Consider the following 20508-nt stretch of genomic DNA (forward strand, 5'->3'; position numbering starts at 1 on the left):
GCTACCCATGGCTGGGGACTTCCGGCGCGCCGAAACCGGCCTCGGCCAGGACCTTTGCGCCTTCGGCCCCGGTGACGAGCGCGATGAACGCCGACGCCAGCTCTTTGTTCCGGCTTGTTGCCACGCTGGCGATGGGGTAGGTGGTAACCGCACTGCCGGCCTCCGCGAACGGTACGCCCACGACCCTGTCCCCGGCGCCTTTCACGTCCGTGACGTAGACCAGCCCGGCGTCGGCCTCCCCCGAGGTGACCTTGCCAAGGACGTCCGTCACCGAGGATTCCTCACTCACCGGCTTGAGCGTTGTGCCGACGGCCTGTTCGACGGCGTCCGCCGCCGCCCCGCAGGGAACCTGGCTGGCGCAGACTACCACCTTGGTCCCTGGTCGGGCGAGGTCATTGAAGGAACGGATCGACGCCGGGTTGCCGGGTGGAACGGCGATGGTCAGGACGTTGGTGGCGAAGTTCGTGGGGGCGCCGTCGAGCAGCGACGCGTCGGCCAGCTTGGCCATGTTCCTGGTGTCCGCGGTTGCCACGACGTCGGCCGGCGCGCCCTGCGTGATTTGCGTGGCGAGGTCGGAGGAGCCGGCGAAACTGAGGACCACCGAGCTGCCCGGATTCCTGGCCTCGAACTCGTCGGCCAGTTTGGTGAAAGGCAGCTTCAGTGATGCTGCTGCGAAGACTGTCAGGTTGCCGGAGAGCCCTTCGCTGCCCACCGCCGTCGTACTGCTATTGCCGGGCGGCGAGCCTGCCGAACCGCAGCCGGTGAGACCGGCGGTAAGAACGCCAGCAAGGGCAATCACCAATATCAGGGACCTTGCGCCCCTTGGGAAGAATCTCATACAACGCCCTTTCCCTGCGGCGTTTCAATGATGACAGTGGTGGCCTTGACGACGGCGGTGGCCACCGAGCCGAGTTCGAGGCCGAGTTCGCGGACGGCTTCACTGCTCATCAGCGAAACCACCCTGTACGGGCCGCACTGCAGTTCCACTTGGGCCATGACGGTATCCGCGATAATGCCGGTGACGAGGCCAACGAAGCGATTCCGGGCCGAACTCCCAATGCGGGTCGGATCCTCGGGAAGCCGCGATTGATCGCGGGCCAGCTGGGCGAGCTCCAGCCCGTCCACCGCCAGCCGACCCGAATCATCCTTGACCGGATTCAACGTCCCGTTCTCGGTCCATCTGCGGATGGTGTCGTCGCTGACCCCAAGAAAGCGCGCGGCGTCAGCGACTCTAATAGTTGGCATGAGTCCAGTTTAGTCCTCATCTGCGACTTCAAAGGGAGTATTTATCCGCGATTGCGGCTACTGCCTTTGCTGGACCTCAGCCTCCCTAAATGCGAGCTTATGCGTAACAAATCATCGAAACCTCAAGAAACTTTTCACGGCCATTGACAGCTGGTCTCGGCGGCAGGGCCTGTCACAGGTAGAAACCCGGCTAAGTTCAGGCTTCATAAGCTGGACCCGGAGAGCCCGAATGTGACGCCCGACGGGCACTCGTGTTTCTTCCTGCGACTCCCCGTTCGCGCAGGGTTTCTTCGTGTGTCGCTGCGCGACGTGATCGCCGTCCTGAGCCGTCCCCGGCGACGGGTTACGCCCCGTTTCTTCGCGTGAACATGGCCCTTATGGCCCTTATTCATCTCTGCTCTGATGGTGGACACCGCGGCACCAAACATCGAATCCAGACCTCCAAATCCAGAAAGAACTCTTCATGAAAAACCGACTCATACCTGCAGGCCTTTCCTCCGCGCTGGGCCTGGCCGCAGCCCTCACGGTCTCACTGGTGGTGTCCGGATGCGGCGGGCCGGCAACGGCCGGGCTTGGAACCGGGAAAGGCACAGGTCCCGAAGTGACCGAACTCCGGTATGAGGGTGCTGCGAACAGCGTCACCCTCCCCGAACTGGCGGCGGACCTCGGCTATTTGGGGGACGTGAAGCTGAACTGGGTGGGCAACAGCATCAGTGGGCCGGCGAGCATCCAATCGGCTGCCACAGGAGCCACGGACTTTGGCGGCGCATTCTCCGGGGCCGTCGTCAAACTCATCGAAGCGGGCGCCCCGGTCACTGCAGTCATCAACTACTACGGCGAAGACGAGAAAACGTTCAACGGTTTCTATGTCAAGGAGGACAGCCTGATCCGGAATCCACGGGATCTGATCGGCAAGAAGATCGCGGTCAACACCCTGGGCGCGCACTCCGATGCCGTTATCAATAGCTATCTCAAGAAGAACGGCCTCAGCCAGGACGAGATCAAGCAGGTCCAGCTCGTGGTGGTTCCCCCCAATGACACGGAAGAAGCGGTCCGGCGCGGACAGGTCGACGTCGGATCCCTGGGCGGTGTCTTGCAGGACAATGCCATCGCCAAGGGCGGATTGAGGTCCCTCTTCAACGACTTCGAACTCTTTGGCGCGTTTGCCGGGGGCCAGTACGTGCTGCGCAAGGACTTCATCGAAAAGAACCCCAACACCACCAGGATCTTCACCACGGGCGTTGCCAAGGCCATCGAGTGGGCCCGCACCACCCCGCGGGAAGAAGTGATCGCGCGCTTCAAGGACATCATTGACCGGCGCCAGCGCGCCGAAAGCACGGCCACGCTGCAGTACTGGAAGTCCGTCGGTGTTCCGTCCAAGGGCGAAATCACCGACGAGGACTTCACTCGCTGGTCCACATGGCTGAACGACACCGGCATCGTCAGCGGGGACATCAACCCGTCCAAGTACTACACCAACGACTTCAACGACCTCCTGAAAGGAGCAGCATCGTGACGGCCCCCGGATATCCCGCACCCAAGATCAGCCTCCGCCACATCGGCAAGGAATTCACCGTCCGCCCCACTAAGGAGAATCCCCAAGGGAGCAGGCTCACTGCCCTCCAGGACATCAGCCTGGAGGTCGCGGCCGGAGAGTTCCTGACCCTCGTAGGGCCCAGCGGCTCCGGCAAGACCACCCTCCTGGACATCCTTGCGGGGCTCACCAAGCCAGATAACGGGCAGGTCTTGGTGGACGGCAAGGAAGTCACGGGTCCCGGTAGGGACCGGGCCGTGGTCTTCCAGCAGTACGCCCTCTTCCCCTGGCGGACGGCCGCGGCCAATGTCTCTTTCGGACTTGAGGGCGCCACTGGCCTGGATGGCAGGAAACTCAGCCGCAGCCAGCGTGCAGAAAAGGCCCGGGAGTACCTGCAACTCGTGGGACTGGCCGGCTTCGAGGAACGCTTCCCCCACGAACTCTCCGGGGGCATGAAGCAGCGCGTTGCCATTGCCCGCAGCCTTGCCTACGAGCCCGACATTCTGCTCATGGACGAGCCATTCGCGGCTTTGGACGCCCAGACCCGTGAGCAATTGCAGGACGAGCTGCTGCGCATCTGGAGATCTACTGGCAAAACGATCATTTTCATCACCCATGGCATCGATGAAGCGGTGTACCTGGGCCAGCGAGTGGCAGTCCTTAGCTCCCGGCCAGGCCGGCTGAAGCAACTGGTCGACATTGACCTGGGTGATCGGGACGGCGACGTCGACCTTCGTTCAGGCGCAGCTTTCGTGGAGCACCGCCACCGCGTCTGGTCCCTCTTGCACGAGGAAGTCCTGCGCGCCCAGGAAGCCGGGCACGCCAAAATCCAGCCCGATGGGTCGGCGCCGGATGAGACCTGGGATGCAACACCACAGACTACCCACGGAAAGGCCGCGTGATGGCAACCCCAACGCTCACAAAGACCGCCTCATCGCGGTCCTGGAAAGTCGGCGTCGGAGAATTCTTCGGAAACTGCAGAGGGGTCACGTCTTGCCCGACTCTCTCCAGCCTGGTTCAGTATCCCGCTCGCAAGGGCAGGGCGCGCCGCCTGGGCCTCGGGAGCAATCATCCTGTTCCTGCTCCTGTGGGAGTTCGCACCCGTGTACCTGGCACCGGAGGCCACCAGGGTATCCTTCCACCGTTGCATGAGGTCCTCAACGCCCTTGGCTCGCTGATCAGCAAGGGGCAACTTCAAACGCACCTTGCTGCGAGCCTGACCCGTTCAGCCAGCGGCTTTGAAATCGCCGTCGTGACCGCCGTCGTCCTCGGCCTTCTGGTCGCCTGGTACAGATCCCTTGACCGCTTCCTGAACCCCTTGCTGGAGGTCTTCCGAAACACTGCGGCCCTGGCCCTGCTGCCGGTGTTCACCTTGCTGCTGGGCATCGGGGAGATTTCCAAGATCAGCATCGTGGCGTACGCCGCATTCTTCCCGGTCCTGCTGAACACGATCGCCGGCGTCAGGACAATGGACCCCCTGCTGATCCGTGCGGCACGGTCCCTCGGCCTGTCAAACTTCCGGCTTTTCCAGAAAGTCATCCTTCCCTCCGCAGTACCCACGATCTTCACCGGGATCCGGATGGCTGGAACCTCTTCAATCCTGGTTCTGATTGCCGCCGAAATGGTCGGCGCCAAGGCCGGACTCGGGTACTTAATCGTCAATTCGCAGATGAGCTTCCTCATCCCGGATATGTACGCCGGGATCCTGACCGTCTCCCTGCTCGGGCTGCTGGTCAACTACCTGCTGGTCGCCGTCGAACGTCATTTCTCCCGCTGGCGCACCGCCGTCGGCTCCCAATCCCTCTAAGCAGCCTGAACCACCGGCGCAAGCTGCAACACCCGCCTCAGCCAAGACCATCCAAAGGAGCAGAACCCATGTCAGCAACCACAGAAACCCGGCTCGAATTCCGGAAGCTCGGCGCCCGCATCGGCGCTGAAATCCGCGGGCTGGATCTCAGCGGCGAACTTAGCGAAAGTACCATCGGCCAAATACGCGAAGCCCTGAACGTTCACAAGGCCCTGGTCTTCCGCGAAGCCAACGTGCACGACGACGACGCCCAGGTTCGGTTCGCCAGCCGCTTCGGGCCGCTCACCAAAGCCCACCCGACGGTAGCGTCCGTGGACGGCAAGCCGGCCGTCCTGCCGGTCGATAGCGAAAACGGCAGCGCCAATACCTGGCACACGGACGTCACGTTTGTCGTGAATCCGCCCCAGGCCTCCACCTTGCGCAGCATTGTGCTGCCGGCGTACGGCGGCGAGACGCTGATCGCGTCGGCCGCTGCCGCCTATCGCGACCTGCCGGAGGAATTGCGGAACTTCGCCGATACCCTCTGGGCCATCCACACGAATGACTACGACTATTCCGTTCCGAAGAACCTTGAGCACGCCAACGCGGAAGAGCGGCGCAAGGAATTCACCCGGATCCATTTCGAAACGGCCCATCCGGTGGTCCGTGTCCATCCGCTGACCGGCGAGCGGGGCCTGTTTATCGGCGGCTTTGCCCAAAGGCTGCGGATCGTGGGGCTGTCCAATACTGAATCAAGGGACATCCTTCGGCTGCTTCAGGCATACATCACCCGGCCGGAAAACGTGGTCCGAGTGAACTGGGAACCGAATCAGCTGGTGCTGTTCGATAACCGGATCACCCAGCATTACGCCCCGGACAACTATGACGGCCAATCCCGGCAGTTGAACCGGGTCACGATCGCCGGGGACATCCCCCGCGGAATCGACGGACGCAGCAGTACGCCCATTCATGGGGATTCTTCCACCTATTCCGAGACGGTGGTTCTGCCGGAAAATGCGAACGCCGTTCCCGAAGTTGCAACCTCAGTCCCCGAACTGGCAAAGATCGGGGCGCAGCCGTGAGCGGGGCAGCAATCAGGACTATGACCTGGATAGCGCGACCTTACGCGAAACGTTCGGGCACTTTCCGTCCGGAGTCGCCGCCCTATGCTCGGATAGAAACGGGGTAAGCCAGGGAATCATAGCGTCGACTTTCACGGTGGGCGTTTCGCTCGATCCTCCGCTGGTGATGTTCGCCGTGCAGAACTCCTCGCGCACATGGCCACTCATCCGTGACGGTGAACGAATCGGCGTTTCCATCCTGGCGGCTGACCAAGCGCAGGTCCGCCGCCAAATCGCTTCAAAGTCTGGAAACCGTTTTGCTGATGTCAGCGTGACCACCACTCCCTCCGGCGCCGTCTTCCTCGATGGGGCAGGGCTCTGGCTGGACTGCTCGATTGAGTCGGAAACTCCGGCCGGGACCACACAGTGGTGCTGCTAAGGGTCCACGGCTTCTCCGCCGGGCACAACAGGCACGATCCACTCATCTTCCATGCGTCCGACTTCCGAAGCCTGAAAGTGCCCAGCTTCGCATAGCGTTGTCCAGGCGCCCGGCCGGATTATCCCGGCCGGGCGTTTCGCATGTGGTTTTTGCGTGGGCGTTTGCCCTGGGAGTCGGATGCTTTTTCGTAAGCTTTCGCCGTAGTTCCCCGAGCCCCAAAGTCGTACCCTTTTGGTGGGGGTGGGCCGTGAGCATAAAGGAACGTCGCTATGAAATGGATCAGGCCTGATAGCCCGGATTACGACGAAGCACGGAAGCTGTTCAATGCGATGATCGATCGGCGCCCGGCCGTGATCGCGCAATGTGCCGACCAGGCGGACGTGGCCGAAGCCCTCGCCTACGCGCACAACCACAACCTCAACATCGCGGTGCGGGCTGGCGGCCATTCCGTAGCCGGGATGTCGATGAACGACGGCGGCCTGGTGGTGGACGTCCGCCCCATGAAGGCCATCTCAGCTGATCCCGAGAACCAAACCGTGACGGCTGGGGCCGGGGTTACTTGGGGCGAGTTCGACCGGGTCGCGCAGGAGCATGGGCTAGCAGTCACAGGAGGCCGGGCTTCGACGACGGGCCTGGCCGGCTTCACCCTGGGCGGTGGCTCAGGATGGCTGGAGCGCTCATTCGGCTTCGCGTGCGACAGCCTGCAGTCGGTAGACCTTGTTACCGCCAAGGGCGAACGCGTCACGGCGAGCGCCACGGAGAATCCTGAACTTTTCTGGGCATTGCATGGCGGCGGTGGAAATTTCGGAGTGGCTACCTCCTTCACCTTCAAGATGCACCAGCTGGGGCCAACGGTCCAGGCCGGGCTGTTGCTATGGCCGGGCGAGGCTGCTACCGAGATTGCACGCGCTTATCGGGATGCCGCCATGGCCGCACCGGACAGTGTCGGCACAGGATTCGTCTTCCTCACGGCGCCGCCGGAACCGTTCGTCCCCGAGGACATGGTGGGCAAGATGGCGGTGGGTGTTGCATATCTATATGCCGGAGATTCCGAGGAAGGGGAGGAACATGTCAAGCCGTTCAGGGAATTTGAACCGGCAGTGGACCTCGTGGGGCCTATGCCATATTCGGACTTCCAGTGCATGATCGATGATCCTCCGGGACACTACAACTACTGGAGCGCCGACTATCACAATGAGCTGAGCGACGATGCCCTGCATCTGTTTGTCGATTCTGCCAACCGCTTGCCTGGCCCGGCCTCGCAGCAGCTGATTCTGCCGTGGGGTGGAGCCGTGGGCGGCCCGGCTGCTGCATCGACACCGCTCCAGCACCGAAACGCCCAATGGGTCAGCCACCCCTTCGGCCTCGCGGAGACACGCGAGGAAGGCGAGGAAGGCGAGGCCTGGGTCAAGCAATTCCGGCAGGATATAGCTCCCTACACCACAGGTGGGGTCTGGCTGAACTTCATTGGCAACGAAGGCCAGGACCGAATTATGGCAGCCTACGGCGAAGAGAACTACCGTCGGCTGTCACGGGTCAAGCGGGACTTCGATCCGGATAACACTTTCCGGGGCAACCAGAACATCCTGCCAGCCGGACACTAGAACCTGAGCGCGAGACCGAACGCCGAGCCGCCGTCGTATCCTCAGGTCTACACTTGCGCCATGGCCGTGTACCTTGACCCGCCGCTGTGGCCCGCCCACGGCACTGTCTTCTCCCACCTGGTCTCTGATGAGTCTTTGGAGGAGCTGCACGAGTTCGCCGCGGCCGCAGGCGTTCCGGACCGCGCGTTCGACGGCGACCACTACGACGTTCCGGAGCGCCGCTACGACGACCTGCTCGCTGCAGGAGCGATCCCCGTGGAAGCGAGGGTCCTGGTCCGGAAGTTGATCGCGAGTGGCCTGCGAATTCCCGCCCGCCAGCGGAGCAAGGCGCTCACGGTTCCCCTTCTGGAACGCTGGAATGCAACGCTCCCGGGGCAGGAGGTCCTGGGGTTGGAGCTGCTCGAGCGCTGGGGAGAGGAGCACCGGAAGTATCACAGCAGGACGCACCTGTTGGCTGTGCTTGAGGCGCTTGACCTGCTGGCCGGTTCGTCTCCAATTCCGCGAGCTGTCACGCTTGCAGCCTGGTTCCATGACGCCGTCTACGAGGGGGTCGCCGGGCAGGACGAGGAGCAGTCCGCGTGGCTGGCCGAGGACCGGCTTGGCGCGGCAGGGCTTGACGACAGCGAAGTCCATGAGGCGGCGCGCCTGGTACGGCTGACTTCCACGCATCGGCCTGAGCCCGGGGACCGCCCGGGTGCGCTGCTGTGCGACGCCGATCTTTCCGTCCTGGGCGGCACCCCGGAAGAGTACGGCCAGTACCTGAAGGCCGTCCGCGAAGACTATGCGCACGTCAGTGACGCCGATTTCGCGAAGGGGCGCGCCGCCGTCGTACGCCGACTGCTGGACCTGGACCCGCTCTTCCACAGCGACCGGGCCAAGGCGCTCTGGAACGACGCCGCCAAAAGGAACCTGGAGGGTGAACTGAGATGAACGCGCCTATTTCGCATACCCTCCATGAGCATTCCGCGGGTGCGGTGCATCGGCAGTTGCCGTACACCGTGCGCTTCGAATGGGGGCTCGACGGCGCCCGGACGGTCGCTCCTGGTGCCGACCTCGCCGTAGTGGTGGACATCCTGTCCTTCACCACCTGCGTCAGCGTTGCAATCGACCGGGGAGCCGAAGTCATTCCCTATCCCTGGAAGGACCCGGGCGCCGAGGACTTCGCCGCGCATCACAGCGCCCAACTGGCAGGTCCCCGCAATGGCGGCGGGCTCAGCCTCTCCCCCGCAAGCCTGCGCGCCGCTGAATCCCTGGACCGCCTGGTGCTGCCTTCACCAAACGGATCCGCGATCTGCCACGAGCTGTCAGCCGAGGTTCCACTGCTCGCGGCCGTGTCGCTCCGCAACGCTGCGGCGACTGCGGACTGGGCTGTTTCGCAGTTGCCGGAAGACGCAGTGATAGCGGTCATCGCCGCCGGAGAGCGTTGGCCGGACGGCTCGCTGCGACCGGGAGTCGAGGACCAGATCGGCGCCGGAGCATTCATTGCCGGGCTGCTGGCGGGCGGGAAGGGGGGCTATGAACCGGAGGACGGCAGTCACGGCTACGCTCCGGAGGCCGTTGCCGCCATGGCCGTCTTCGACGCCGCCGAACCCCGGCTCCGCGAGATGCTGCACGGCTGTTCGAGCGGCCGGGAATTGTCCGGTGAAGGATACGCGGACGACGTCAACATCGCCGCCGAACTTGACGACAGTTCTGCGGTGGCAATCTGGGCGGACGGGGCGTTCCGCCGTCGCTGACGGCTAGCCGGCGAGAATCGGCCCGGAATCTTTGACGTCCCTCAGCACTGCCGTCTTGGGATCAGTGCGGGTAAAGTGAAGGAAGCCGTCTTGTCCGATGAAGGCCCGGGCGGCGACGCCCCGCATGTTTGCCGCCAGCCTGGACGGTTTTCAGGCATCGAATAGCAGAGCTTGGTGAACCGCTTGATGCACGCGACCCCTGAACGGCGCCACGGTACCGATGTATCCCTGCCGTCATCATCGACTGGACCGATCTGTGGCGTTTGCCGGACGGATGCCTATCTAAGTTTTGAAAACTTCATCCCTGCCTCTTACAGCACAGAGCAGAAAGGTCTCGTGCCCTCGGTGGTGAGCTTCAGCTGCAGGCACTGCGGCCATCACTATCACCAGAATGCCCCCGACGGCTGGGTCCCGCCGGGCTGGCAATGGTACGACTGATTAACTGCGCGTCTTAACTACGCGGCCCAAAGAACGTCCCTGTCTTGGGTTGTTGTCCCATGCCTTTCGGCCCTTGTTGGTCAAACGCAGAACCGTCATGATCCCTTATATGAGCCCGCGAAGGTAATAGCCTTCCGGACCTTTGGCACGGGCATCGGGCGAAGGGGCAGCTGATGGACGGACGGACGGTGATTGACTGGCGCGGCCGCGTGGACGGATACAGCGGGTTCGCCGTGGAGGCGCGCGGAATGATCGCCTGCCTGCGTGGAGCCGGCTATAAGGTTCAAGGAATTACGACGCCGGCCGTCCCCGGGGCGTCCGAGTTACCTCCAGCGAAATCCATTCTCGGCACCGGGATAAAGCGGTCCCGAAGGCAAACCGTCCCTGCGCTGACCATTGTGCACCTTCCCTGGCATGACAAAGGCTGGGATAACCTGCACCGGCCTGTGGTGTGGCGGGCGATGTTCGAAACGGCCTCAGTGCCGCCGGCGTGGAGCCAGCGCCTGGACGACGTGGACGAGGTATGGGTTCCGTCCACGTTCAACGCCACCACATTCGCCGCTGCGGGTGTGTCCCGGAGCAAGCTGAGGGTCATCCCGGAAGTGATCGACCGGCATTGGTTCCAGACCCGGGCTGCAACCCCCGCTCCAAACGGGACTTTCAGGTTTCTGTCGGTTTTCCGGTGGCAGGAACGGAAAGGATGGGACCTCCTGCTCCGCGCCTATCTGCAGGAGTTCAACCGGAACGACGACGTCGAGCTCGTGATCCGAGCAGATCCGTTTGGCCCGGCAACACCCGACATCGCCGAAACCATTGCACAGACTGTCAAGACCGTCCGACCCTTCCACACCCCGGTTGTTACCTTCCTGCCCAACACTCTGCCGCCCGGTCGCTTGCGGCGCCTGTACGCCAGATGCCACGCCTTTGTATTGCCGACGCGGGGAGAAGCTTGTGGTCGCCCCTTCATGGAAGCGATGGCGTGCGGCCTGATCACCATAGGCACCGGATGGGGCGGTCACCTCGACTTCATGAACAGCTCAAACTCACTTCTGGTGAAGTCTGAACTAACGGATGTCTCGCCTGGAGCCGTGCATGAATGGCCCTACTACCAGAATCAGAGATGGGCGGAGCCTTCCCTGCCGGACCTTCGCCGGTGCATGCGCCGCGCGGTCAACGGCGGTCCTTCGATTACCGAAATCCGCCGGAGGGCCGCCGCAACCATCAGGGAACTCCATTCCCCGGACAGGCTCACCGAGGCGTTTCTCCCGGAAGTCCGCCGGATCATCCAGCAATCGAGGCCCGTGGAACCAACTGAACCGGCTGCCGGATCCGCCGATGTCCCAATCTGGCAGATCTAGCAACGAAATCAGCGCAACGAATGGGGCGGCGAGGATGACTCAGCGCGGGGAGGAAAATTCAGCGTCGGAACGGTGGGTCAGGTGTGGGCGAACATATTCTGTTGACTACGTCCCTTAACTCAAAGGGGCGGAATGGTTTGGCCAGGTAGGCGGAAGACCCGGAGGCCATGGCATCCAGTTCATCGGCGACTGTTGCTCGTGCCGTGAGTATCAGCAGAGGCGCTGCCGACACTTTCCTAAGATCGCGGGCTAGATGCAGTCCGTCAGCATCGGGCAGACCGAGATCCAGGGTAATCAATGCGAGGTTCATCCTGCGGGCCTCTTCCAGTGCGGCACTGCCAGTGTGCACTGCGCGAACCCCGAAGCCCTCCTCGGCGAGGATCAAACAAATCAGATCGGAAATGTCCCCATCGTCTTCGACAACGAGGCAGATACCCCTAGACATGGCCCCCCTGCATTTTTGGTAGGTCTGCTCTGAAAGTGGCCGACATAGATTGGGTAGGCTTCATCTAAAAATGCCTCACTGTCGGCCTCCCAACATGCCACATCGGACCCGAACCGTTGTGTGCGGGACTTCATGTTCAGCAAGCCCCTCAGGCAGATCGGGCGACGCTGGACTTTCCAGTAAACCGTCGCGCCAGCACTCTCGCACGAGTAGTTTGTACTCGTTTCCGAAGGACTTTTGAGCTTAGCTATTCGGGTACCTACCCTTGGACGACTGGGTGGCGGGCATGACTTTTCAGCTCCTTCTTCTGGGTAGCCTCTGAGAATGCCCTGTTGCTGCGCCTGTGGCCGGTTACGGAAGTATGAAAGTTTTGGTAGTCGGCGCGAGCGGACTTGTGACATCGAGAGGATGTTCGAAACCTAAGTCCGTGAGGGATTACTGGGGGCGGGGCCACCTTTTGGTGCCCGCCCTCAGTGCTTCATCGGCCTGTTATCAGGCCGGTGGCTCTATCAACTGACTGCCCTGAGGGCTTCGTCGTAGATCTCCAGCGCCATGCGCACTTCCTCGGGGGTGACGACGGCCGGCGGGACGACGTGGATTCGGTTGTCCGCGATGAACGGCAGCAGGCCACGGTTCATCAGCTCGGCCTTGATCTTCCCCATGATCGCGGCGGACACGGGCTGCCTGGTCTGGCGATCCTGAACCAGTTCCAGGGCCCAGAAGACACCCCGACCCCGGACTTCCCCGATGATCGGGTGCCGGGCAGCAAGCGCAGCCAGGCCTGGAGCGAGGTGATCCCGGCCGATGCGTTCGGCGTTTCCGACGATGTTGTCTTCCTCGAACGCGTCGATGGAAGCGACGATCGAGGCCGCGGCGAGAGGGTGGCCGGAATAGGTCAGGCCTCCGGGGAAGACCCGCTCGTCAAACGTGCTGGCGATCTCCTCGGAGATGATGACTCCGCCAACCGGAACGTATCCGGAGTTGACACCCTTTGCGAAGGTGATCAGGTCTGGCTTGACGTTGAAGGCGTCCAGGGCGAACCAGTCGCCGGTGCGCCCGAAGCCGGCCATGACCTCGTCAAGGATGAGCACGATCCCGTGCTCGTCGCACAAGGCCCTGACGCCCTCGAGATAACCGGGCGGCGGGACCAGGATTCCAGCTGTGCCCGGAACGGTTTCGAGCAGCACGGCCGCTACGGACTGCGGCCCCTCCAATTCGATGGTCCGTCGCAGGTGGTGCAGGGCGCGCTCGGCTTCCTGCTCAGGGGTTTCGGCCCAGAACTCGGAGCGGTAAAGGTAGGGTCCGAAAACGTGGACGTGGCCGCGGGAGTATTCGTTGGGGATCCTGCGCCAGTCGCCGGTGGCGACGACCGCAGCGCCTGTGTTGCCATGGTAGGAGCGGTAACGGGAGATGACCTTGTCGCGACCGGTGCGCAGGCGTGCCATGCGGATGGCGTTCTCGTTCGCGTCGGCGCCGCCGTTGGTGAAGAAGATTTTGTCCATACCGGCCGGCGCGTGGGCAAGGATCCGCTCAGCGGCCAGGCCCCGGGTGTGGTTTGCGTGTGCGGGAGCAACGGTGACGAGGGCTTCGGCTTGCTGCTTGATTGCCTCAATGACGCGGGGATGCTGGTGGCCGATGTTGGTGTTGACCAACTGGCTGGAGAAGTCGAGGTAAGTCCGGCCGTCATGATCCCATACCGTGCTGCCGGAGCCTCCGGCGATGACCAAAGGATTAAGGGTCTTTTGGGTTGACCACGAGTGGAAGACGTTGGCTCTATCCAGGGCTACGACGTCGGCGTTTGTGACTGGTGCGGCGAGAGCGGTCCGGGTAGGAGTCATGAGGAGGTTCCTCTCTTAGGAGCAATTCGGGGGCTTCCCTTTCATGATCAGGCGGAGGACTGTTTTAGTTCGTTAGACATTTGTATATTTGACTGCGTCGCGAACTACTTTTTGCCAAGGGGATTACCACAGTGCCGCCAACCATCAACACGCTCTTGCACAACGCCTCCCTGAACCTGCGGCTCGTCGTTCCGGACGCGGAAAGCAAGATCCTCGATTCGGCGGTTTCCTGGGTGCACAGTTCGGACCTTGATGATCCAACGCCTTTCCTCGATCCGGGCCAGCTGCTGTTGACCGACGGGACGCAGTTCCGGGTTTCGGACGCGTCTCCTGACCTGTTCGATACCTACGTCAGGCGGCTGGTGGAGCACGGAATTTGTGGTCTCGGCTTTGCCACCCAGGTAGTCCACGGCACGCTTCCGCAAGGACTGGAGGACGCGTGCAGGGAACAGGGCCTGCCGCTGCTGGAGGTACCGGACCTGACCCCCTTCATCGCCATTATCCGGTTCGTAGCAGATTGGCTGGCCAGGGAGCAGAACGCGAGATCCGAATGGTCGCTGCAGGCCCAGAGAGCCATCGCACGGGCTGCCCTCCGCCCGGACGGACTCCGGTCCATTCTTGCCGAACTGGAGCGCCAGCTCCATGGATGGGTTGCCCTGTTCGATGCGGCAGGAAACCACATCCTTATGCCCAACAACCGTCCGATGCCCTCGACACTTGCGCCAGGAGTCAACGAGGCCGTCAGGAAGGCATTAGACCAGGGAGCGCGGTCAGTCTCGCAACCGAGCATTGAAGGCCAGCAGGTTACTTTGCAGACATTGGGGCGGCGGCATCATCTGCGCGGTGTGCTGGCTTTGGGCGCCATCGAACCCTTGGACCCTGCGCGGACGGACATCATCAACAGCGTGATCGCCCTGGCCAGCCTTGCCCTTGAACAAGCGCGGACGCTGGACACTGCACGCCGCCACCTGCGCGCAGGGGTCTTCGAACAGCTGGTTTCAGGAAGCATGGACGTCGCGGCGCGAACTGCGGGACAGGTGTGGGGCCGCCTTCCCGCTGAACCTGTGATCGTTACAGTGGTCCAGCCCCCGGGCCAGGGGCAGAATCTTTTGGAAGCACTCGAACTATTGTCTGACGACCACCGCGGCGCCGTGTTCTATGCACAACGTAACGAGAACGTCGTCGTGCTGGCCGGCCCCTCTCACCAGCAGAAGGTTACCCTGCTGCTGGGGCGGTACGGTGCGACAGCCGGAACCTCCGCGGAAACCGGCTTTCCAGGCTTGGAGCGGGCCCTGAAGGAAGGCGAGCGGGCCCTGCGCCGGGCCATTGAGTTGTCCCGCCCGCTGGTTAGGTTCGAGGAGATTTCTGAAGGCGGGATGCTGGGCCTGCTTCCACGCGAGGAAGCCGGGTCTGTTGCCAAGCGGTTGCTGGAGCCGCTGGCAAAGCATGATGACGCCGAGCAAACACAGCTCTTGCCAACGGTGGCCGCTTGGTTGGCTAACAACTGTGTCTGGGACCGGACAGCCAGGCAATTGGGAATACACCGCCACACGCTGCGGAACAGGATCGACGCCGCCGGTACAGTTTTGGGCCTCAACCTGGACGGACTGCGGGACAGGCTGGAACTGTTTGCTGCGCTGCAGTTCGCCGAGGAAACCTCTTAAGGCAACGCGGGGTCACTCACTACGCGCTTAATCCCGCGGAAACGGTGGCGAAAATCGGGTATCCAATCAAGTAGCGCCTACTCGCGACTATCAATTCGACAGGACCTAGCATGAGCGTGTCAGCTTATGACAACTCTGCGTGAGAGCCTGAGGTGGTCTGGGTGCCTACGGCCAAGGGTGGTTCCTCTCAAGGGCCTGCCACTCACGCAGTCTGGTCAGTCCAAATTGATCCAGATGGAGAACCCATGAAAAGAGTCCTCGCAACGGCCGGGATTTTAGGCCTTGCTATGCTCGGCTCCACCGCGCCGGCGATTGCCGGTCCAGGCCCGGCAGATAAAATCACCATTTGCCACGCCACCGGGTCCGAAAAGAACCCTCATGTCGAAATCACAGTGAGTGAAAACGCGCTAAACGGACATGGCCGCGGCCAAGCCGTTCACGAACACGACATCATTCCGGCTGCGGCCGGCGGCTGCGTCGTAGAGGAGCCAGAGACACCGGAAACCCCGCCTGTGACACCGCCTGTAACACCGCCAGGCAAGACGCCCGAAGTGACACCGCCGGCCGTCACACCCGGCGTAACGCCGTCGGTAGAGACTCCTGCCGTCAAGGCACCTGCAGTGGTGCCGGCCGGAGCAGCAGCAGCAGCGCCAAAGGTAGTCAACCGCGGGTTCAATGCCCAGACTGCCGTTGGCAACCAGGCTGATGGCCAGGTTCCAGGCTGGCTCGGCGGCCTGGCTGCACTGGTCGCGGCAACTGCGGCAGTTGCCCTGAGGCAAAGGGGACGTCGGCAAGACTCCCCCGCTGTGAATTAGGGCCGGTCCTGCCGGGAGGACGGGCGCCCACCATCGCGGTGTGGTGCCCGTCCACACCAGAGAACACCGAGGAGTTCCAATGTCCTTCCCCCGTCGCCATCCCCGCGTGGGAGTGGGTACGAAATTCAGGGGATTGAACCGCGTGGATCTACTGCTTTTGGCCTTCGGGGTTGTGGCTTTCCTGGTCCTCACTTTTGCGCCCGGAATCTTCAGCTCAGGAGAAGCACCAGGCAAGGCCGGCACCCAGCCCACAGGGACTTCATACTCAAGTACTCCACCGCACGCTATGCCTGCCGCCACAATCCCCGGCGATGGCCAAGCAGCGCCGGAGGCGGAAAGCGTCACGGGTTCACCAACAACGGCGCAAGTGACACAAGAGCCCGCTCCCAACTTTCCCCCGGCCGCAGCTCCGACCCGCATCGTGTATCCGGCCGCCGGGTTCGACGTCGCCGTCCATGCACTGAATCCAAGCGCCGAGGAACTAGAGACCCAGGCCATCGTTCCCCCAATCACCATGGATGGTTACTGGGTGTCCGCCTTCGGCATGCCCGGTGCAGGATCCACCAATACGACGTACATCATCGGGCACAGCTGGGAGGGCCGGGATGCTCCATTCAACCGGCTCAGTTCATCTAGCTCCCCTGGAGACATTTTCGAGGCAACAACGGCAGCAGGAACAATGCGGTACAGGGTGGACTCCGTCGACACCTACCAGAAGGCGACCCTGAAAGACAGCCCAATCTGGGAGGCGACCCCCAATCGCATTGTTCTCGTCAGCTGCTACACCGAGGATCCATGGGGCAAGAACGTAGTGGTCGTGGCCTCCCCTGTCGCCTCCTAATAGGAACGCGCGGTCACCTACGGCCCATGTTATGCACAAACGGGCCCTAGGTGACCCCGCGTTGCTTTGTTAGTTCTGGGGGAATCCGAGGTTGATTCCGCCATGGCTCGGATCCAGCCACCGCGAGGTGATGGCCTTCTCCCGTGTGAAGAACTGGAACCCCTGCAAGCCATAGGCCTTGGAGCTGCCAAAGATGGAGTCCTTGAACCCACCGAAGGAATAGTAGGCCACGGGTACGGGGATCGGTACGTTGATGCCCACCATGCCAACTTCCACCTCGTTCTGGAAGCGCCGGGCCGCACCGCCGTCGTTAGTGAAGATTGCGGTCCCGTTGCCAAATGCGCCGGAGTTGATGAGGTTCAGGCCTTCTTCGTAGCTCCGTACCCGGACGACGGACAGGACGGGTCCGAAGATTTCGTCCTGATAGACGCGCGAGGTAACGGGGACGTCGTCGATAAGGGTGGGGCCCAGCCAGAATCCGTCCTGGTCACCGTCTACCTCGATGTTCCTGCCATCCACCACAACCTTGGCGCCGTCGGTGTTTGCGATGTCAATGTAGGAGGCGACCTTGTCCCGGTGCTGTTTGGTGACCAGTGGGCCCATGTCGCAGTTGCGGCGGCCGTCGCCGATGCGCAGGGTGGCCATGCGGGAGGTGATCTTTTCGATCAGCTCGTCCGTGACGGGCTCGACGGCGACCACGACACTGATGGCCATGCAGCGTTCGCCGGCGGAACCGAAACCGGCGTTGATGGCGGCATCGGCTGTCAGGTCCAGGTCGGCGTCGGGCAGTACCAGCATGTGGTTCTTTGCGCCGCCCAGGGCCTGGACGCGCTTGCCGTTCCGTGCAGCCGTCTCGTAGATGCACTGGGCGATCGGCGTCGAGCCGACGAAGGAGATTGCCTTGACGTCGGGGTGCTCAAGCAGGCCGTCGACGGCTTCCTTGTCGCCATGAAGGACGTTGAAGACCCCGTTAGGCAGGCCGGCTTCGGTGAAGAGGGCGGCAAGCCAGTTAGCAGCGGAGGGGTCCTTCTCGCTCGGCTTGAGGACCACCGTGTTACCAGCGGCGATGGCGATGGGGAAGAACCAAAGCGGCACCATGGCCGGGAAGTTAAAGGGGCTGATGATGCCGACGACGCCGAGCGGCGCCTTCGTGGAGTAGACGTCGACGCCGCTGGAGACGTTCTCCGAATGCTCACCCTTGATCAGGTGCGGGAAGCAACTCGCGGAAGCGGAAGAGAATCTGCTGGCGCTTGGTGATGGACAAGTCTCGCCAAGCCGGAAACGCTTTGTGCGCGGAGGAGATGGCCGATTCGATGTCCTCGGCGGAGCCCAGGCTGACCAGCTTGGTTTCCTTGCCCAAGGCTGGATCAAAGACGGGGGAAGTCCGGTCGCTGGACGACGGCACCTCTTGCCCTCCGATCCAGTGCGGGACAACCTGCAGTTCGTTGATATCAGACACTGTCTTCTCTCTCGTGACGTCGGAACGATGGAAATCATCTGTAGCAACCGTAGGTATACGGCTCGGGGTCAAGCTGCACTACACATGTCGATTCTTTCCCTCATGACTCAACAAACGTCTATCTGCACCCTTTGGTCAGCTGAATTTTCGCTTGGCTGCCCTGACCAAGGGCATTGCCCGCGGATACGGCAAGGAAACAATATCCTCGCGTACGCCGTCGCCCCCGGCTGGGGGGCCACCGATATCGCCGCGCATCTCTCCCCCGACGACGGATCGCTCAAGCATCTGCCGCTGGGGGAAGTCACACCGCCAGAAGGCGCCGCCGAGATGATCGCCTTCCTCGCTCTCGCCACTCTCGCCACACAACCGACGCCACCATCGACATCACTGGCGCGGACTACGTGCGCGGACTACGTGCGGTGGAGGCCTGCTGCCAGCATTTGGCCTTCGGGGGCCCTATTCAGTCCTGGTGCAGCTGGACGAAGTTTCCGCAGCCGTCATCGAACACTACGGACGTCCCCGAAGGTCCTTCGCTGGGTTCTGCCTGGAAAGTGACCCCTAGCCCGGGCAGGCGTTCGTACTCTGCCTGCACATCCGGAACGCCCAGTACAATGGCGGGCATTCCGGCGTCGTGCAATCCGTTCATATAAGCGGCGCCAATAGGATTGTCACTTGGTTCAAGCAGCAGGCCCACCGTGCCGGCTTTGTCGCCCGAACCGGGATCCTTAACGATGAACAGGTTGTACTCGGGCATCGCCATGAGGGTGTCGAAGCCGAGGATCCCGGTGTAGAACTGGTGGGCCGCTACAGGGTCCTTGACGTGAATGCTGCACATTTTCAGTCGCATGGTGCCAAGGCTACGCCAGGGGCAGCATCAGGAGCAGGGAGGAGGAGCGGATTCAGCCCTCACACTCGATGCAGTAGGCGTGACCGTCTTTCTCCCGGGCCACCTGTGAACGGTGGCGGACCAGGAAACAGGAGTAGCAGGTGAACTCGTCGTCGCCCTTGGGAATGACCTGGACGATCAGTTCCTCCGCCACAAATTCTCCGCCGGGGATTCCGGCGCTGTCCATGTCGTCCCCTTCGTCAAGCTCGCGCACGACGCTGCGTGCATCGGGTGCGTTGGCTGACTTGAGCGCCTCCAGCGAGTCGTTCTGCGATTCCTTGACTTCAGTACGGAGCTCGTCGTAATCAGTTGCCAATGAGGTATACATCTCTTTCTTATTAGGGGTTGTCGGACGTGCAACGTACGCCATGCCGAGAAAATTCCCCAGCCCCTAAGTAGCCAATGGCTTCGTCACGGGTGTCCATGATCACTCCGTCAGCACAGCGCTAAAGGAGGATTCTCGCTAAGAACTGCCCGCTGGGCCGGTAGAATTAGGGGTAACCCCAACCTTCTCATTTGAGGAATTTTGTCGTGCCCGCCTCCGCGCCTGCCCACGTTTCACCCGTCTATCACCAAAGCATCCAGCACGGCGTTTCCGGCAGGCGCCCTCGAAGGTTCCTGGGCATGAGATGGACACACCCAGACATTCCCAGGCCCACACCCCTTACGGTCACCCCAGAGAAGGCGGGGACGGAGCTGTTGGCTGTCTCCCCAGATCGCTTTTACGCGGTCAACACGACAGACGGGTCATCCTACTGGGCCCTGTCGTCCGCGTCCGGGGCAACAATTTACGCGCGTGCTCCTCACGGCACTGTTGTAGTGCCCAAGGTGCCAACAGTAATTGACCAAACTGCAGGAGTATATCTTCAGAGGCTTCGAGACGGTGGCGAATTGGAGGCAGGGGAAATGGAACGACTGCTGCTCGACGTGCCGAACGTCTCGATGGGCTTGATTATCACCAATATCCGCAGGCACCGATACTTTGCCGAGGGCTGGGATAAGCGACTGGGTCTCACCGGCCTGCGCATCGTCTCCCAGAAGGGATTTGGGCTCTCAATCGCTCGACTAACGGCGCAATTGCAGCTGCACACTTGCACCAAGGCTTCCCTGCACCGCTTCTTGGATGATGCGCACAGGGCCACACGTTAGCGAGTAATTGTCAGCGTCTTGATAGGCACCGCACACGATACGTGTTCCAAAGGGAGGTCGCCGAGGCCTGCCGCACGGTTGTTCCTGCCGGTGTCGTCGCACCAGTCGATGTTGTAAGGCACCGCCGTTACGGCGGCTTCTCCCGCTGCCGTATGGGCGGCACGACAAACGTAAAGGAAAACCCGCCGGCGTCGTTCATCGCCGTGGTGG

General features: G+C 62.3%; 18 protein-coding genes and 2 pseudogenes. 13 read left to right on the forward strand and 7 right to left on the reverse strand.

Going from position 1 to position 20508, the window contains the following annotated elements; translation table 11 throughout:
• Position 1: 1 nt before the first annotated feature.
• On the reverse strand, positions 2–838 hold the full coding sequence (gene modA, locus J7E82_RS03550; protein WP_214860433.1) for a molybdate ABC transporter substrate-binding protein: 837 nt from the start codon (positions 836–838) through the stop codon (positions 2–4).
• Positions 835–1245 carry a molybdopterin-binding protein gene (locus J7E82_RS03555; protein ID WP_214860435.1) on the reverse strand — a complete coding sequence of 137 codons (411 nt, stop codon included), beginning with the start codon at positions 1243–1245 and terminating at the stop codon, positions 835–837. The genes modA and J7E82_RS03555 overlap by 4 nt, the downstream gene beginning before the upstream one ends.
• A 463-nt stretch (positions 1246–1708) precedes the next feature.
• Between J7E82_RS03555 and J7E82_RS03560 the strand changes: the two genes are divergently transcribed.
• The 9 genes and pseudogenes from J7E82_RS03560 to J7E82_RS03600 all read left to right on the forward strand — a co-directional run bounded on the left by J7E82_RS03560 (position 1709) and on the right by J7E82_RS03600 (position 11201).
• Positions 1709–2761, forward strand: coding sequence for an ABC transporter substrate-binding protein (locus J7E82_RS03560; RefSeq protein WP_214860436.1), 1053 nt, complete (start codon positions 1709–1711; stop codon positions 2759–2761).
• The gene (locus tag J7E82_RS03565; RefSeq protein ID WP_308113594.1) at positions 2758–3681 is read left to right on the forward strand and encodes an ABC transporter ATP-binding protein; all 924 of its coding nucleotides are present in this window, start codon (positions 2758–2760) and stop codon (positions 3679–3681) included. The genes J7E82_RS03560 and J7E82_RS03565 overlap by 4 nt, the downstream gene beginning before the upstream one ends.
• A gap of 138 nt (positions 3682–3819) precedes the next feature.
• Positions 3820–4586: pseudogene (locus J7E82_RS03570) on the forward strand (ABC transporter permease); the annotation flags it as partial.
• 68 nt (positions 4587–4654) lie between these two features.
• Positions 4655–5647: a TauD/TfdA family dioxygenase gene (locus J7E82_RS03575; RefSeq protein WP_214860438.1), complete on the forward strand. Its 993-nt coding sequence runs from the start codon at positions 4655–4657 to the stop codon at positions 5645–5647.
• The gene (locus J7E82_RS03580) at positions 5580–6065 is read left to right on the forward strand and encodes a flavin reductase family protein (protein ID WP_251041380.1); all 486 of its coding nucleotides are present in this window, start codon (positions 5580–5582) and stop codon (positions 6063–6065) included. Before J7E82_RS03575 ends, J7E82_RS03580 begins: the two co-directional genes overlap by 68 nt.
• Positions 6066–6334: 269 nt before the next feature.
• Complete coding sequence (locus J7E82_RS03585; RefSeq protein ID WP_214860440.1) at positions 6335–7669, forward strand: FAD-binding oxidoreductase; 1335 nt, start codon at positions 6335–6337, stop codon at positions 7667–7669.
• A gap of 60 nt (positions 7670–7729) precedes the next feature.
• Positions 7730–8599 carry a DUF4031 domain-containing protein gene (locus J7E82_RS03590; RefSeq protein ID WP_214860441.1) on the forward strand — a complete coding sequence of 290 codons (870 nt, stop codon included), beginning with the start codon at positions 7730–7732 and terminating at the stop codon, positions 8597–8599.
• On the forward strand, positions 8596–9405 hold the full coding sequence (locus tag J7E82_RS03595; RefSeq protein WP_214860442.1) for a 2-phosphosulfolactate phosphatase: 810 nt from the start codon (positions 8596–8598) through the stop codon (positions 9403–9405). Before J7E82_RS03590 ends, J7E82_RS03595 begins: the two co-directional genes overlap by 4 nt.
• Before the next feature lie 611 nt (positions 9406–10016).
• A complete protein-coding gene (locus J7E82_RS03600; RefSeq protein ID WP_214860443.1) occupies positions 10017–11201 on the forward strand; it encodes a glycosyltransferase family 4 protein in 1185 nt (394 codons plus the stop codon).
• Positions 11202–11259: 58 nt separating this feature from the next.
• On the opposite strand, the gene J7E82_RS03605 is transcribed toward J7E82_RS03600, so the two are convergent.
• Both J7E82_RS03605 and J7E82_RS03610 read right to left on the reverse strand, forming a co-directional pair.
• Entirely contained in the window at positions 11260–11646 is a 387-nt protein-coding gene (locus J7E82_RS03605; RefSeq protein ID WP_214860444.1) for a response regulator transcription factor, read from the reverse strand.
• 509 nt (positions 11647–12155) lie between these two features.
• Positions 12156–13484, reverse strand: a complete 1329-nt coding sequence (locus J7E82_RS03610) for an aspartate aminotransferase family protein (RefSeq protein WP_214860446.1) — start codon at positions 13482–13484, stop codon at positions 12156–12158.
• A gap of 131 nt (positions 13485–13615) precedes the next feature.
• Here J7E82_RS03610 and J7E82_RS03615 point away from each other — a divergent pair, with 131 nt between their 5' ends.
• From J7E82_RS03615 to J7E82_RS03625, 3 genes are all read left to right on the forward strand, one after another.
• Positions 13616–15148: a PucR family transcriptional regulator gene (locus J7E82_RS03615; protein WP_214860448.1), complete on the forward strand. Its 1533-nt coding sequence runs from the start codon at positions 13616–13618 to the stop codon at positions 15146–15148.
• Positions 15149–15393: 245 nt separating this feature from the next.
• On the forward strand, positions 15394–15963 hold the full coding sequence (locus tag J7E82_RS03620; RefSeq protein WP_214860450.1) for a hypothetical protein: 570 nt from the start codon (positions 15394–15396) through the stop codon (positions 15961–15963).
• A gap of 79 nt (positions 15964–16042) precedes the next feature.
• Entirely contained in the window at positions 16043–16804 is a 762-nt protein-coding gene (locus J7E82_RS03625; RefSeq protein ID WP_214860453.1) for a class F sortase, read from the forward strand.
• 69 nt (positions 16805–16873) lie between these two features.
• On the opposite strand, the pseudogene J7E82_RS03630 reads toward J7E82_RS03625, so the two are convergent.
• The 3 genes and pseudogenes from J7E82_RS03630 to J7E82_RS03640 form a co-directional block, all read right to left on the reverse strand.
• A pseudogene (locus J7E82_RS03630) lies at positions 16874–18245 on the reverse strand (CoA-acylating methylmalonate-semialdehyde dehydrogenase).
• 478 nt (positions 18246–18723) lie between these two features.
• Positions 18724–19110: a VOC family protein gene (locus tag J7E82_RS03635; protein ID WP_214860455.1), complete on the reverse strand. Its 387-nt coding sequence runs from the start codon at positions 19108–19110 to the stop codon at positions 18724–18726.
• Positions 19111–19162: 52 nt separating this feature from the next.
• A complete protein-coding gene (locus J7E82_RS03640) occupies positions 19163–19465 on the reverse strand; it encodes a DUF4193 domain-containing protein (protein ID WP_214860527.1) in 303 nt (100 codons plus the stop codon).
• A gap of 590 nt (positions 19466–20055) precedes the next feature.
• On the opposite strand from J7E82_RS03640, the gene J7E82_RS03645 reads away from it, so the two are divergent.
• A complete protein-coding gene (locus J7E82_RS03645) occupies positions 20056–20298 on the forward strand; it encodes a hypothetical protein (protein ID WP_214860457.1) in 243 nt (80 codons plus the stop codon).
• Positions 20299–20508 lie beyond the last annotated feature (210 nt).

The organism is Arthrobacter sp. ISL-30 (assembly GCF_018613855.1).
In the GTDB taxonomy this organism is placed as follows: domain Bacteria; phylum Actinomycetota; class Actinomycetes; order Actinomycetales; family Micrococcaceae; genus Arthrobacter.